Annotated in this window: 14 protein-coding genes; 10 read left to right on the plus strand and 4 right to left on the minus strand. The window is 41.3% G+C overall.

The genetic code is table 11. The annotated features are described in order from the left end of the window. Positions 1 to 123 precede the first annotated feature (123 nt). The 6 genes from ACOQON_RS10970 to ACOQON_RS10995 all read left to right on the plus strand — a co-directional run bounded on the left by ACOQON_RS10970 (position 124) and on the right by ACOQON_RS10995 (position 8223). Complete coding sequence (locus ACOQON_RS10970) at positions 124 to 1290, plus strand: aspartyl protease family protein (RefSeq protein ID WP_420575457.1); 1167 nt, start codon at positions 124 to 126, stop codon at positions 1288 to 1290. Between the two features lie 28 nt (positions 1291 to 1318). Beyond that, entirely contained in the window at positions 1319 to 2245 is a 927-nt protein-coding gene (gene fmt / locus ACOQON_RS10975; RefSeq protein WP_420575458.1) for a methionyl-tRNA formyltransferase, read from the plus strand. 201 nt (positions 2246 to 2446) lie between these two features. Then, the gene (locus tag ACOQON_RS10980; RefSeq protein WP_420575459.1) at positions 2447 to 2947 is read left to right on the plus strand and encodes a dihydrofolate reductase; all 501 of its coding nucleotides are present in this window, start codon (positions 2447 to 2449) and stop codon (positions 2945 to 2947) included. Between the two features lie 8 nt (positions 2948 to 2955). Continuing rightward, positions 2956 to 3357, plus strand: a complete 402-nt coding sequence (locus ACOQON_RS10985; RefSeq protein WP_420575460.1) for a hypothetical protein — start codon at positions 2956 to 2958, stop codon at positions 3355 to 3357. Beyond that, the gene (locus ACOQON_RS10990) at positions 3338 to 4132 is read left to right on the plus strand and encodes an SDR family oxidoreductase (protein ID WP_420575461.1); all 795 of its coding nucleotides are present in this window, start codon (positions 3338 to 3340) and stop codon (positions 4130 to 4132) included. The genes ACOQON_RS10985 and ACOQON_RS10990 overlap by 20 nt, the downstream gene beginning before the upstream one ends. Further along, positions 4129 to 8223, plus strand: coding sequence for a S8 family serine peptidase (locus ACOQON_RS10995; RefSeq protein ID WP_420575462.1), 4095 nt, complete (start codon positions 4129 to 4131; stop codon positions 8221 to 8223). Before ACOQON_RS10990 ends, ACOQON_RS10995 begins: the two co-directional genes overlap by 4 nt. On the opposite strand, the gene mtgA is transcribed toward ACOQON_RS10995, so the two are convergent. Genes mtgA through ACOQON_RS11010 form a run of 3 tightly spaced genes read right to left on the minus strand, consistent with a single transcriptional unit; the run spans position 8224 to position 10247 of the window. Continuing rightward, on the minus strand, positions 8224 to 8925 hold the full coding sequence (gene mtgA, locus ACOQON_RS11000; protein WP_420575463.1) for a monofunctional biosynthetic peptidoglycan transglycosylase: 702 nt from the start codon (positions 8923 to 8925) through the stop codon (positions 8224 to 8226). It lies immediately after the preceding gene. A 22-nt stretch (positions 8926 to 8947) separates the two neighbouring features. Then, positions 8948 to 9508 (minus strand): EF-hand domain-containing protein, encoded by a 561-nt coding sequence (locus ACOQON_RS11005; RefSeq protein WP_420575464.1) that lies wholly within the window; start codon positions 9506 to 9508, stop codon positions 8948 to 8950. A gap of 25 nt (positions 9509 to 9533) precedes the next feature. Further along, positions 9534 to 10247, minus strand: coding sequence for a DUF4197 domain-containing protein (locus tag ACOQON_RS11010; protein WP_420575465.1), 714 nt, complete (start codon positions 10245 to 10247; stop codon positions 9534 to 9536). Positions 10248 to 10314: 67 nt separating this feature from the next. Between ACOQON_RS11010 and ACOQON_RS11015 the strand changes: the two genes are divergently transcribed. Genes ACOQON_RS11015 through ACOQON_RS11030 form a run of 4 tightly spaced genes read left to right on the plus strand, consistent with a single transcriptional unit; the run spans position 10315 to position 14773 of the window. After that, positions 10315 to 11559, plus strand: a complete 1245-nt coding sequence (locus ACOQON_RS11015) for a competence/damage-inducible protein A (protein WP_420575466.1) — start codon at positions 10315 to 10317, stop codon at positions 11557 to 11559. A 51-nt stretch (positions 11560 to 11610) separates the two neighbouring features. Then, positions 11611 to 12939, plus strand: coding sequence for a dihydrolipoamide acetyltransferase family protein (locus ACOQON_RS11020; protein WP_420575467.1), 1329 nt, complete (start codon positions 11611 to 11613; stop codon positions 12937 to 12939). 9 nt (positions 12940 to 12948) lie between these two features. Then, entirely contained in the window at positions 12949 to 13827 is an 879-nt protein-coding gene (locus ACOQON_RS11025; protein ID WP_420575468.1) for a cation diffusion facilitator family transporter, read from the plus strand. A 10-nt stretch (positions 13828 to 13837) separates the two neighbouring features. Then, the gene (locus tag ACOQON_RS11030) at positions 13838 to 14773 is read left to right on the plus strand and encodes a lipid A-modifier LpxR family protein (protein ID WP_420575469.1); all 936 of its coding nucleotides are present in this window, start codon (positions 13838 to 13840) and stop codon (positions 14771 to 14773) included. Positions 14774 to 14791: 18 nt separating this feature from the next. On the opposite strand, the gene ACOQON_RS11035 is transcribed toward ACOQON_RS11030, so the two are convergent. Further along, the gene (locus ACOQON_RS11035) at positions 14792 to 15361 is read right to left on the minus strand and encodes a hypothetical protein (protein ID WP_420575470.1); all 570 of its coding nucleotides are present in this window, start codon (positions 15359 to 15361) and stop codon (positions 14792 to 14794) included. Positions 15362 to 15452 lie beyond the last annotated feature (91 nt).

The raw sequence follows: 15452 nt of genomic DNA on the forward strand, positions 1-15452 counted from the left end.
CGCTCAACATCCATGACCTTCAAAATGTTCAGCCAAAATCTTTATTCACTTTTAATGGCCTGATTTTATAATCTTTGTCAGCTAAACTTTTTAACTTCATCCAGTCATTTCAAATAACCAATCATGAAGAAACTAACCTATCTACTAACTCTGGCCTTATCCTTTACTGTTTTTGCACAAGCGCCCATCACCACAATTCCATTTGAATTATTTGGTGATCACATCATCATTCAGGTGAGTGTAGATGACTCGGAACCTCTTGATTTTATTTTCGATACTGGTTCCGGATACACAGTCATTGATGATGATGTTGCTGAAAAGCTAAGTCTGTCAGGCAAAGAGATTGAGATGAATCAAACCTCCTCTGCCTGGCATCTAATTAAGCATAACACCATCGCCATCAATCATTTCCTTATGGAAAAAAACACAAAAGTATACTCCACTGACCTTGATCACCTGGAGATAAGTTTAGGTATGGACCTGGATGGAATCATTGGATATGATTTATTAAGGCATCACTCTGTCTATATCAATTTCGATTCGAAAACAATGAATATTTACGATCACAGTAACTCGCCAAAACGTGGAGATGCTATTCCTTTTTCTCTTCATGTTTCCATTCCAGTTATCGAAGGAACTGTGGTTTTGAATAACGGCGAGCCACATGATGGTACTTTTTTTGTAATGACAGGTGCTGGAACCACATTAGATTTTAATTCACCATATGCCGAGGAATGGGATGTGATCCATAAAACAGGAAAGCATTACTCCTATCTGGTTAAAGGTCTTTCCGATGAGGAAAATCCCCATTACGAAGGGCACGTTCAATCTTTCAAATTTGGAAACCAAACAATTGAAGACCTGCCGATTGGCATAAGTACTGCTACCTCAGGAATACAGGCAGACAAGAAAGTAGCTGGTATTATTGGCTCTCAAATACTGCGGATGTACAATATGACCATTGATTATGGAACAAAGATGCTTTACCTGGAACGTGATCATACATATGATGCAAACTTCAAAGTGAATTGCAGCGGCATAGATGTACAACTCTCTAAAGACAAAGAACGAGTGCTGATACACCAGGTATTTGATGACAGTCCTGCTGCTGAGGCCGGTATTAAACTGAATGATGAATTGGTAAAAATCAACGGTAAGTCAATGTTGGAAGTAAATCTGGCTGAGGTTAAAAAGATGCTAAAAGAAGAAGGGGAAACCGTCGAGCTACTGGTTAATCAAGGAGGAACTGAAAAAACAGTCTCATTGAAACTACGATCATTGATTGATTAAAGCCAGGGTTTGATTTCTTTGCATGTATATGAGCAAAGAACTTCGAATTATATTTTTGGGAACACCCGATTTTGCAGCGGCCAGTCTCAAAAGGCTAGTAGAAAGTCAGGTGAATGTTGTAGCAGTGATTACCGCACCAGACAAACCAAAAGGCCGAGGCAAAAAGCTGGGCGTTTCCGCTGTTAAAGAATATGCGCTGGAGGCTGGGCTTCCTGTCCTCCAGCCCACCAACCTCAAGTCTCATGAATTTCTGGAAGAACTTAAAAGCTACCGTGCTGACCTCCAGATTGTGGTCGCGTTTCGCATGCTCCCAGTAGCCGTTTGGGATATGCCGCCATTAGGAACTTTCAACCTCCATGCCTCACTTTTACCACAGTACCGCGGCGCTGCTCCTATTAATTGGGCAATTATGAATGGAGAAAAAGAAACCGGAGTAACCACATTCTTCCTCAAACATGAGATAGATACCGGAGAGATTATCTTCCAGGAAAAAGAGCCCATCTATGAAGACGATAATGTTGGCACCTTATACCATAGATTGATGAAGAAAGGAGCTGATCTGGTTTTAAAAACAGTTAGAGCTGTTGAGGCGGGGGATAACCCTCGATTCCCTCAAAACATGGATCAGGAAATTAAACACGCACCGAAGATTTTCAAGGAGGATTGTAAAATTGACTGGCAGCAAAAATCAGAAACTATTCGAAATTTCATTAGAGGCCTGTCTCCTTACCCGGCCGCATGGACAGAATTTCACAAAAAAACGCTAAAAATTTTTGAGGTTGGGAAAGCCAAAGAAGGAACCAATAAGCCCATTGGGGAATTTTACTCAGACGGGAAAAATTACATCCGGGTAAATACAAAGGATGGAACATTGAATATTCTCGACCTTCAGCTTGAGGGAAAGAAAAGAATGAATGTCGAAGACTTCCTGAGAGGCTACCAGTTTAATAATTAGGCTCTTGATGAGAGTATTTGAAAAGGGAGGCTTAGTGGACCAATAATTATTGATAAAGTTATCCAACGAAACCAATCATCTTTCTTGAGGGTAGAAATTACTACATTAAGAAAAATAGTAGCGATTAAGACAATAAGTAGTATTTCCATTTCAGTCAGTTTTATTTCCAAAACGTAGCGAAAGTTTAAAAAGTTATCCCACATGATTATATCTATGATAGCTGCAATGGGCAGCAACCGAGTAATAGGAAAAGACAATGACATTCCATGGCATCTGCCGGATGATTTCAAATATTTCAAAAATACCACCAAAGGTCATCATGTGATTATGGGACGTAAAAACTGGGAGTCACTACCTCGTTCCTTCCAGCCCCTACCCGCACGACCCAACATCATTATCACTCGTCAGGAAGATTACCAACCGGAAGGAGCTCAAGTAGTCAAATCCCTCGAAGAAGCGTTAGATATAGCCAGAAAAAACAAAGAGCCAGAGGCTTTCATCATAGGAGGTGGAGAGATTTATCGAATGGGTCTTGAATATGCTGACCGCATATACCTCACTGAGATCAATGGAGCATTTGATGGTCAGGTAACCTTCCCGGAGTTTGATACGAATATCTGGAAAGAAGAATCAAGGGAACATCACCCGGTAGACGAACGACACAAATATTCATTTGATTTCGTTGTATATTCAAAGAAATAATCAAAATCATGGACATTCAATCACACAAAAGAACACTCGGTATTATACATATTGTTTATGGATCACTGATCGCCATCACCTTCATTTTTATTGGGAGCCTGGTATCCATTTTTTATCCGTTTATCTCCGAGGAGATTGCAAAAGATGCAGGGCAAGATGCTGACGAAATCCTCTTTATGGTTAGTTCCATCATAAGAGTCATATTCGTTCTATTATTGATTTTTTCTGCACTACCATCCATTATTGGTGGTATTGGTCTCCTTCAAAAGAAAAGCTGGGGTGTGGTGATCGCATTGATTGCTGGATGCGTATCCATTTTTAGCTTTCCATTCGGTACAGCAGTCGGTGTATACAGCATTTATGTGTTTATAGAAAATAATAAACAAAAGAATGACCAAGATCAGGGATAGTGTGGTCTGGCTCACTGGAGCCAGTTCAGGCATTGGTGAGCATCTGGCCTATCAGCTGGCTGAAAAAGGTGCCAAACTGATCATTTCTGCCAGAAGAAAAGAGGAACTCGAACGTGTGAAAGCACAATGTAATTCTGAGAATGTTACCATTCTAACACTCGACCTTGAAGATAGCTTTTCGCTGAAGCAACGGGCGAAAGAAGCATCTACCATCTATGGAGAGGTGGACATTTTGATTAATAACGGAGGTATCAGTCAACGCGATACAATCCTCAACACCAGTCTGGAAGTGGACCGAAAGTTAATGGAAATCAATTATTTCGGATCTATCACACTTTCAAAAAAGTTACTACCTGAAATGGTGAAGCGAAAGAAAGGACATCATGTTATTGTTACATCAACCGTGGGAATTATCAATACCCCTTTTCGATCGGGGTATGGCGCATCCAAACATGCACTTCACGGTTTCTATGATGCGCTAAGAGCTGAACATCATGAAGATAATATCAAGGTTACCATTGTACTCCCCGGATATATTAAGACAAACATCTCCTACAATGCATTGGTGGGTGATGGAAGTCAACAAAACAAAATGGATCCGGGACAGGAAAAAGGTATGTCGCCTGAAAAATGTGCAAAGCTTATTATTAAAGCGATTGAAGCTAATAAGAACGAGCTCTATGTGGGTGGATTAAAAGAAAAAATGGGCATTTACCTCAAGCGATTCTGGCCAAAAGCAGCAGCGAAAGCAGTCAGAAAACTTCGTGTGACGTGAAAAAACTACTAGCTATATTGGTGTTGGGTCTAGTGGTTTCTGTGAGTTTTTCTCAAAATAAGAAACTATTAAAACCTATTGACTTTAAAGGTCAGGAATTAAAAGAAGAGTGGGTTTATGTGAAATATAAACAAGGAATTGATCCTGCCCTTTCGCCTTCCAAAACTCAGAAACTAAGTAATTCCGGAATAGAAAGTCCGATTAAGAATCTGGTGAAATTACGTGTGCCAGAAGGCATGGATCCAATCACATTTTGCAATCAACTTCGTAGAAAAAATGACTTGGTCTATGCTGATCCAATAGTAAAATACGAGCTCTTAAGTACCTCTGACCCACTGATTGAAAACCAATATTATTTGGAAAACATCCATGCATTTGAGGCGTGGGAGATTACCCAAGGAGATGATGACATTGCGATTGGCGTTGTTGATTCCGGACTAGATCTGGATCATGAAGATATTATCAACAATCTCTGGTTAAATACCGCCGATCCAATTGACGGGACAGATAATGATGCAAATGGATATATCGATGATTATTACGGCTATGACTTTGCAGACCTGGACAATGATCCCAGTATTCAGAATGGAAACCATGGAATGATTGTGGGTGGTATTGCCTCTGCCTCAGCGAACAATGGCAAGGGCATAGCAGGTGTGGGATACAGAACTAAACTAGCAGCTTTGAAAGGTTTTAAGTCTTCCTCAGGTACTGATGGCGGCCTATATGAAGCTATCACTTATGCCGCTGAAAATGGTATTGCAATCCTGAATTTATCGTGGGGAAGAATGGGTGTGCCACTTCAATCTGAGCAGGACATTATAAATGATGCAGTACTAAACCACGACGTGGTTATTGTTGCGGCAGCAGGAAATGAGGGTGGTAAATCCACAGAAGAAAATAAATGGTATCCGGCCAGTTATGACAATGTGCTCTCCGTTGGCGCATCAGATGCCAATGACAATAAGTCTTCCGGGTCTACCTTCAACTATGCCGTAGATTTGATAGCTCCCGGGGTTTCCATGTATTCCACCGTCAATAATAACGGGTATGCAAATGGTGGTCCCGGCACCTCTTATGCAGCTCCGTTGGTAGGAGGAGCTGCCGCACTGGTGAAAGATGTTTTTCCAAACCTCTCTGCTCTGCAAATCATGGAACGTTTACGGGCAACTGCTGACGATATTTATGATGTTGGGAATAATGACAATTATGATGGTAAACTGGGAAAAGGACGATTAAATGTATATCGTGCTGTAAGTCAGTCCAATGTGAAATCATTAAGAGCTTCGAATCCATCTTTAAGCTCAAATTATGGAGATGTCGCCTTTTTTGGTGATACCGTATATGTCTCAACAACCTTAACGAATTATCTCTCTGCCATCAATAATCCAACGCTGACCATTTCTTCACCCAACGATGATTTTTCTATTACAGAAGGAACCATTCTCCCAGGATATTTCGGCAGCCAGGAAAACAAAGATGTATCATTTGAAATCATCCTTGATGAGAACCTGGAGCCGGAAACCACCATTGATCTTCGAATAGATTATGCTGAAGCTGGCTATACTGATTTTCAGTTTTTATCAGTCACAACATCTCCTGACTATGCTGATTTTGGTAATGAGAAGATAAGCATGACCATAAGCGGTGACGGAGACCTTGGTTACAACGAATATGGTCCCAACTTCGAAGGGTCCGGATTTCAATACCAGCTAGATACACTTATGACCTATTCGGGGGTTATGCTGGCGACAAACCCCTCCACCGTATCTGACAACATCATCAGTAACTACAGTACTCAATCGCGCAATCAGGATTTCCAGGTACAACAGTACTACAAATTCTACCACCACCAGGAAGCGGATCATTTCGGCTATTCTGAGTTTACCGATTTAAATTATCCACTGATCATTGAACAATCGAATGCTACCTGGGACGGTGATGATTATTTAATTATTCGTTATCGAATAGTGAATAACTCAGCCTCGGCAATCGACGATCTGTCATTTGGAGTTTTTGCTGATTGGGATCTGGATGTGCCAACTAACAATTTCGCTGAATACGATCCTGCAAATGATTATACGTATGCAAGAAATGAAACCAATGATTTATTTGCAGGGGTAAAGGTCATTGGAGGTGATAACCCTGAATACAGCGCCCTGGATATGGGTGCTTTTAATGGAAACACACAGGACATTGATGATGCATTCACTGACGAATTAAAATATGACTATTTGGTTACACAAAATAAAGTCTCTGCTGGCGGTGTTGGCGCAGGCAATGATGTTGCCACCATCAATGGAACAACTATCACCCAACTAGACGCTTATGACGAAATCTATATTTCGGTCATTTATGCCGTAGCTAATTCCAAAGCAAATCTGGATGGGGAGTTTATAAGTGCCGTGAGTCGCCTGAATGATTTCATTCAAAAACCAAGGGTGCTTGAAACTTATTTTACATGTGATGGCACTTCAATAATCATAGATCCGGCAGATGGCACCAACTATGACTTTTATGAAGATCCACTCGCGCAGGATTTTATCACTTCCAGTTCTTCATTTAATCCAGGTACTATCACAAAAGACACCCTCTTTTATGTCAAGAATACGGACAATAATTACCCTTCAGACATTTTCGAAATACGTGTGAAGCTCCTGAGTGAGATTGCCGATTTTGAGATGTCAACAGATACACTATACCTGGATCACCCAACCACCAATGTAGTGCAATTCACAGACCAAAGCTTGGATGCAATATCCTGGGAATGGAATTTTGATCAGGGCACTACTACCTTGCTACAAAATCCCTCTTTGTCTTTTTCTGAAGTTGGTACATACCAAATTTCACTTTCAATAGAAAACGCTCAGGGTTGTACAGATATGATCACCAAAGACCTGGTGGTTGCCAATCGACCAGATGCACCAACGTTATCAGACAGAATCATTTGTCCAGGCGAAAGCATCACCATTAATGATCCCACCGCAGACAAGATCCATATTTACCGCTTTCAAAATCAGGAAGAACCAATTGCTAGCGGAAGCAACCTGGTGATCAACGCAATTCTCCATGATACAACCATTTATGTAAGTGGGGTTTACAGTTCCTTTGAAAGCGAAAAAGTGCCTCTAACAATTGATGTTTTGGAGGTTAGCGGCACCTTCACAGCCATTCCTGACACGACTTCCGAAACTCATCAAATGCTACTGTCCTCATCCAATCTGGATGACGGATCATCCATTCGATGGTTTGTCGATGATGAATTAGCAGGGACATCAAACTCCATAGCTATTATGGCAACAGAAGGAACAACTGACATTTCACTTGAAATTACCAGTGAGGATAATTGCATAAAAATCGTTGAAAAAACATTATCTATAAGCTCCTCTCCTTTCGCTTCACATCCGGATGTTATTTCGTGTTCAGGTGCCCCTATAACTATCGCACCTGAGAATGGGGCTTATTTTGGCTTCTATGCTGATCCAGAATTGACACAGCTAATTAAGAAGGGAACTCAACTAACAGCCAGTGAATATGATAAGGTGTATGTGGTAAGCCTGGATGATGGATTACCTGGTATGCCAATAGAGGTAAATATTGACCAGGAAAACGATGATTTGGATATTGCCCACACCATTAACCCAATTGGTAGCAAATTCGAAATTGAGCTTTTCCCAATTACCGATAATCCGATCAACGCTTACAAATGGTTTATAGATGGGCAGCTTTCGGAAACCATTGACAACCCGACTTTCTTTCTGGATAATCAGCCCAACGAAATCGTTTTAGAGGTATTGACTGATGCAGGATGTATCCAAAGAGACACGCTGAATATTGATCTTACGCCTCCCCTCGGATTTAATGATGTATCCGCTGAATTTATCTATCCCAACCCTACAACTGGCCTCATTCAACTAAAAATAAATGCGGCGGTGAAAGAAGTTCAAATCATAAGCCTTGATGGGAAGGAGCTTTGGAAAAGTAAGAAGCCGGCAAAAGAAATTAACTTATCCAACCTACCGAAGGGTCTTTACATAGTGAAAATCAACACAAATGAAGGTGAATTTGAAACGGCTTTAGTACTCAAGTAATCACTGGGTCATTTTTGTAACAAACTCTTCTTCATAGGTCATTTCATATCCCCAATACCACATTTGTTTCTTGATCCATTCTACCCGCCTTTGGACATATGGACTGGGGGCCACTGCTGAATACCGTTTTGGGCTAGGTAAGATTGCTGCAAGTCGGGCTGCCTGAGTAATGCTGATGCCATCAGCTGATCGTTTGAAATACGCTTGCGAGGCTGCCTCAGCGCCAAATATCCCATCCCCAAATTCAGCAATATTTAAGTAAACCTCCATGATGCGTTCTTTACTCCATACCATCTCGATCAGGAGCGCAAAATAGAGTTCTGAGGCTTTTCTCGCATATGTGCGATCGGGCCACAAAAATGCATTTTTTGCTACCTGTTGACTAATCGTGCTGGCTCCACGCATATTTCCTCCTCGCTTATTCACTTCCTCTGCTTGCTTGATCGACCTGAAATCCAGGCCATTATGGAGAAGGAAATATTGATCCTCGGCACACATCACGGCCAGTTGCAGTCGACCGGAAATATGATCAAGATTACGCCACTCATATTTAATCTCCTTTTCCTGCCCTTCTATGACCATGAGTTTTGTCACGGGAATTGGAATGAAGGCATAAATGATGACCCAAAAAAGAGCCAGAATATTAAATAGCAGGATAAAGCCAGCTACTGTTTTGAGAATATGGTTGACGACCTTTTTCAATTAAGATCCATTACACCAGATGTTAGTTTGGAAGTGTGGTAAGTCCGAATAACCAGTTGCCCGGAGCATCTTCGTCATCACTTCGGAAGAATTCCTTTACCGCACTGATTAATTCTCCCCTGCTAATCAAATTGTCTTTGTTTCGGTCAAGCTTTCTGAATGACTTGGCTGCAAAACGCACTTCGATGCGATAACCGACAAGCAGGTCTATGTATTCATCCAAATCTATGTATCCGTCATTGTCTGTATCAAAATTGTCAAAAATTTCACCCACAAACTCATCCACATACTGGTTGAAAACAGCCTCATCTCCATTGACAATCACCTCCTCTGCAAAATGAACCCAGTGATCCCAGTTGGCTTTACCATCGTTATTGTTGACAAACAAATTGAAGTGATCCCAACCGGTCTCAAACTTTTGCATGATCTCTTTATACTTCGAGTCACCTTCACGTATTCTCCACAAAATGCATAGGTTCTCTGCGATTCCTACAAAATCTTCCTTTTCTATAATTCCATTTCTATCATAGTCTAGGATGTAGAAAAATCGCTCTAACTTGTTGATTTGCAGTTCAGTTAGCATAAGCAGTGATTTTGTGCGAAAATAATTAATCCTGTTCTTTAAAGACTCGTTTAAGCAGATCTGTAGTTCGTGCAGCAGGATTAGCCCGTATCTTTTTCTCTTCATCCGCAATCATCACGAACAATCCATCCATCGCTTTTTGTGTTGCGTAACTTTCCAGATCAGGATTTACATCATCGACTAATGGAATTGTATTATACCTGGTAATAATTTCTGAATAGTATTTCGTTGCATTCGTTTGATCCAATGCCCTTTTTACTATGGGTGAAAACTTTTTTCGAAGTTCATCGCTGGTTGTTCTTCTCAAATAATTCGTAGCAGCTTCCTTATCACTTCCCTTTAAAATATCCCAGGCATCATTGATCGTCATTTGTTTGATTGCGCTTACAAAAACCGGTTTAGCTTCTTTTGCCGCCTCTTCTGCACCTCTGTTGAGTGTCTTTACAAATCGGTCTACCTCACTATCCAGACCAATATCTCGCAAGGTGTTTTCTACCTTTTGTACATCAGGCGGAAAGGGAATCTTAATTTTTGGATTCTTAAAATACCCATCAATTCTCCCAACCTTCTGTGTGCCGGTCGAAACACCTTTTACCAATGCTTCTTTCAGTCCACTCGCTACCTGATCAGCTGTCAATTCATCTTCATATCCTATTACATCAGATATGGATTGAATTTGTTGTGCAGTGCATCCAAAAAAAAGGATGGCTATTAGTAGGATTTTCACTCGTGAGTTCATTTGCTTAATCGTATTTTTGAGTCTTTATAAAAGTAGTGAATATTCTTCACTGTCATAAGTATATCACATGCCTGCAAAAGCCATACTAATATCCATCGGGGACGAAATTCTTTACGGTCAAACACTCGACACCAACTCTCACTGGATAAGTGGCGAGTTAGATAGTCTTGGAATCCGTGTAATGAAAAAAATCACCATTGGTGATACGAGAGAAGAGATTCTTCATTACCTGGAAGAGTCGGAAAATCTGGCTGATATGGTGTTGATTACAGGTGGTCTGGGACCAACCAATGATGACCTTACCAAGCCGTGTCTGGTAGAATATTTCAACACTCATCTGGAAAGAAGTGAAGAAATGTTGAAAAATATTCAGAGGTTGTTTGAAAAAGCAGGGAGGGAAATGTCAAAACTGAATGAGCAGCAGGCTGATATGCCAGCTAACTGCACACCTATTCCAAATACCCTTGGGACTGCTCCGGGTATGTGGTTTGAAAGAAATGGAAAGGTGATTGTCTCCATGCCCGGTGTACCTTATGAAATGAAGCGGATGATGGAGGAGGCCATTCTTCCAAAGATCAAAAAGATGTTTACTGGTGATGAAATCTATCACCGTATGATCCGAACCATTGGCATTCCCGAATCAGTGTTAGCTGAAAAAATCAAAGATTGGGAGAACAATCTACCCAAGCACATTAAACTCGCTTATCTCCCAACCATGGGGAGCGTAAAACTTCGACTGACCACTTCCGGAGAAAATGAAGCGACGAAGAAGGAAGTACAAGAGCAGATAGATAAAGTACTGCCTCAAATTGAAAAATACGTATATGGTTTTGATGATGAAGAAATCGAAGAAGCGATCGGTAGAATGTTAAAAGAAAAGGGACTAAAATTAGCGGTAGCTGAAAGCTGCACGGGTGGCTTCCTTTCGCACAAAATCACATCTGTTGCCGGGAGTTCTGCCTGGTTTCATGGTGGTTTTGTGCCTTATTCCAATGAATTGAAAAATGAACAACTAAAAGTTGATAGTAAAATCATTGAGGAACATGGGGCGGTCAGTGAACCTGTTGTTTTAGCTTTGGCAGAAAATGTACGGAAGGAATTTAACGCAGATGTTGCAGTTTCTATCAGCGGAGTAGCTGGCCCCACGGGTGGCACGGATGAAAAACCGGTCGGAACTGTCTGGATAGGATATTCTGATAAAGACAAAACTGTTGCGAAGAAATTCCAGTTTACTAAGGATAGAGCAATCAATATACAATTCAGTGCGATTGCTGCATTAAACATGATTAGAATAAACTTAGATAAGGATTAACAAAATTATTATCTTTGAGAGCTAAATAAACAACCTAAAACAGAATATAATATGGCAACTGTAGAAATGGTAATGCCTAAAATGGGCGAAAGTGTGATGGAGGGGACCGTGCTTGCATGGTTGAAGAATGTGGGCGAAACCATAGAAGAAGACGAATCGATCCTTGAAGTGGCTACAGATAAAGTAGATACTGAAATTCCTGCCACACATGCCGGAGTGCTGAAAGAAGTATTGGCACAAGAAGGTGATGTGGTGGAAGTAGGCAAACCAATTGCCATCATAGAAACAGAAGGTGACTCAAACGGTGCAGCCCCGGCACCAGCAGAAACACCAAAAGAAGAGCCTGCACCGGTAGAGCAGGCAGAAGCGATGGTTGAAACGGCCATGAGCACCGCATCCTCCAGCAATGGAACAGCTGTTCCAAGGACTTCTGATTCAGGTAAATTCTTCTCTCCTCTTGTTCGCAGTATAGCTAAGGAAGAAGGAATTTCAGTTGCCGAACTTGAATCAATAAACGGGTCAGGAAAAGAGGGAAGAGTTACTAAAAATGACATTCTGAACTACGTAGAAAACAGAAAGTCCGGAGGAGCTCCAACACCTGCCTCTCAGCCTGCTGCTGCGCCGACTATGCCATCGGCTTCACACCAGCCAATGCCTGTTGCTGTGGATGGTGGTGATGAGATCATCGAGATGGACAGAATGCGCAAGATGATTGCTGAGCGGATGGTAGCATCCAAGCATATCTCTCCGCATGTTACCTCCTTCGTGGAAGCGGACGTAACTAAAGTGGTAGCCTGGAGAAACAAAGTGAAGAACGAATTCTTTAGCAGAGAAAACGAAAAACTAACCTTCACTCCTATCCTGATCGAAGCAATTGTACGGGCAATTAAGGATTTCCCTATGATCAATGTGCAGATAGATGGAAATAATATTGTGAAGAAAAAAGCAATCAACATTGGAATGGCTACTGCACTGCCTTCAGGAAATCTGATCGTACCTGTTATCCATAATGCGGATCAACTAAGCCTCGTAGGTATTACTAAGAAGGTAAATGATCTGGCAAAAAGAGCCAGAGAAAACAAATTGAAGCCGGATGAGCTGCAAGGAGGTACTTACACAGTTTCTAACGTAGGTTCCTTTGGTAATGTAATGGGCACTCCAATCATTATGCAGCCTCAGGTGGCTATTATGGCGCTCGGAGCGATTCAGAAAAAGCCATCTGTGGTGGAAACACCAGAGGGTGATATGATTGGTATCCGTAGCAAAATGTTCCTTTCTCATAGTTACGATCACCGTGTAGTGGATGGAGCACTCGGAGGTATGTTTGTTCGAAGAGTAGCGGACTATCTGGAAGAATACGATCTAAACAGAGGAATATAATAATATTACGTGGGGCACTCGCACCACCATCATGATCATTCGGAAGGCAACATCAAAGTTGCCTTCTTTCTTAATCTCGGTTTTGCAATCATCGAGTTCATAGGTGGACTGTGGACCAACAGTGTTGCCATATTATCCGATGCACTTCATGATCTCGGCGACAGCCTGACCCTTGGCGTATCCTGGTACTTTGCCAAAGTGGCCAAAAAGGATAGAAACCGAAAGTACTCCTATGGATACAAGCGGTTTTCTGTTCTGGGAGCTCTTATCAACTCAATTGTGCTGGTAACAGGGTCCGTATTTATTGTCATTGAAGCCATTCCACGATTATTTGACCCAGTCAATCCAAACACTGAAGGCATGATCTACCTGGCCATCGGCGGTGTAATCGTAAATGGTGCAGCTGCCTTTAAACTAAGTAAAGGCCATAGCCTGAATGAAAAAGCTGTTTACACCCACCTCCTGGAAGATATTCTTGGGTGGGTAGCTGTGCTCATTGGAGCAGTTGTAATGAACTTCTGGGATCTGCCAATTATAGATCCTATCCTATCTATCTTAATTGCTGCATTTATCCTCTACAATGTCTTCAAAAATTTAAGAGAGAGCTTTCGGATCATTTTACAAGGAACACCCTCAGATATCAACATCAGGAAAATACATGAAGCCATTACAGCAATTCCTAAAGTTCTAGATGTTCACGACTGTCACACCTGGTCGATGGATGGGGAATATCATATTTTGTCTATTCATTTGGTCATTGCAGAAGACCTTCCACTTTCAGCACTGGAAAATATCAAAAAGGAAACCAAGGAACGCGTCTCAAAATTGGGTATCAATCACACAACTATTGAATTCGAAACACAGGATGAAGAATGCGAACCTTGTTAATTTCGCCATAATGAAGTTTTGGTTTGCCCTCTTGTTAATTCTTACATCATCCGTTTGTATCAGTCAAAAGAAGTATCTCAACCGAGAACTTCAGGTAGAAAATGATAATGATGCTTACACACTCAACCGAACCAGAGACCAGTACTACAGCAATGGCGTTGCGCTTAGATTCCGCTCGCTTACGGACTCCTCGAGGTGGAGTACTAATCATGAAAAAGTAGTCCGCTCGTATGATTTGAATCATCGAATATATAGCCCAAGACATCTTTTTTGGCAAGATTCTTCACAAATGGATCGTCCCTACGCCGGGCAGATCACAATAGCTGCTTCCAATGAGTATTACTACAAACAGGGCGCTTACCTCAAAGCCAAATTGGAACTCGGTTGGATGGGACCAAAACTACGAACCGGTGACTTACAATATGAGTGGCACAAGGCTTTTGGAATGCAACTACCTCTGGGGTGGGAATTTGAAATAAATGATGCGCCCATTGTTAATGCGTATGGAACCTATGCACAGACGCTGCTACGAGGAGAAATTCTGGATCTCACATCCGAATCAAACCTTGCACTCGGTACCACCTTCACGCATGTGAGGCAAGAATTCATGGTACGTTTCGGTACGTTTAACCCGATTCAAAGCTCAACTCAGTACAACGGAGTACTGGGTATAGAAAATACCGGACCAGGCAATCATGAGTTCTACTTTTTTCTAAGCCCGGGAGTAGAGTATGCCGTCTATAATGCAACGATAGAGGGCAACTGGCTTGGTGAAGCATCCATATACACTGAAACGAGAGAACCATGGATCTACCAGATGCGGGCGGGCATTATGGCCAGCTGGACCAAGTTTGATTTCGCCCTTCTCTATTACAGGCGTACGAAAGAAACCACTGAAGCTACTTTTCATAAGTATGTAGGAATACGAATGAATCAGCGGTTTTGAAAGTGATTTATTAGAAAATCAAACTTGCTGGAACACTAATTGGAGAAGTAAAAACAAGAAGACAACTGTTGCCACAAAAGCATGATATTTAAGATTCTTAATAAAGATCAATCCTACAACCAGCACTTCAATTGTTAGAAATACAATAAGCTGTGACAAAATATCGGAATTGGCATACATTGGATTAATAATAAAATACCATGTAAGTATTCTAAACAAATAATCCAGTGAGAGGAATGTGAAGATTAATTTTTGGTGCTGAAAGTAATATTCCTTAAGATTCAGTCCCTCCATCGGTATTTTATGCGGAACCACACTTACAGTAAAAGCAAATATGAAAATAGCAGGTGCAATTGCAAAAATGAATCCCCAGGCATATCGTGTAAGTTCATTTTGAAACATTGCAAAAAAGGCAAACCAGCCAATAATAAGTCCCATAAAAGCGATAACGATCCAAAAAAGTGGCAACCAATGCCATTGGACTTTATGTTTCTCTTTGATCATTCGAACCAAAGAAGTGAAAAGATCTGCTACGCCAAGACCAATAAAAAAAGACACGAATGTAATTTGGTATTCGATGCGCTCCATAGTTACGATTTATGACACCAAAATAACAGGTTTAAAGCAATTATATCCAACCTATTCATCGTCCCTGAATGCAGTTTACAAGGACAAACTT

This window comes from Ekhidna sp. (assembly GCF_965221965.1).
Taxonomy (GTDB): Bacteria; Bacteroidota; Bacteroidia; order Cytophagales; family Cyclobacteriaceae; genus Ekhidna.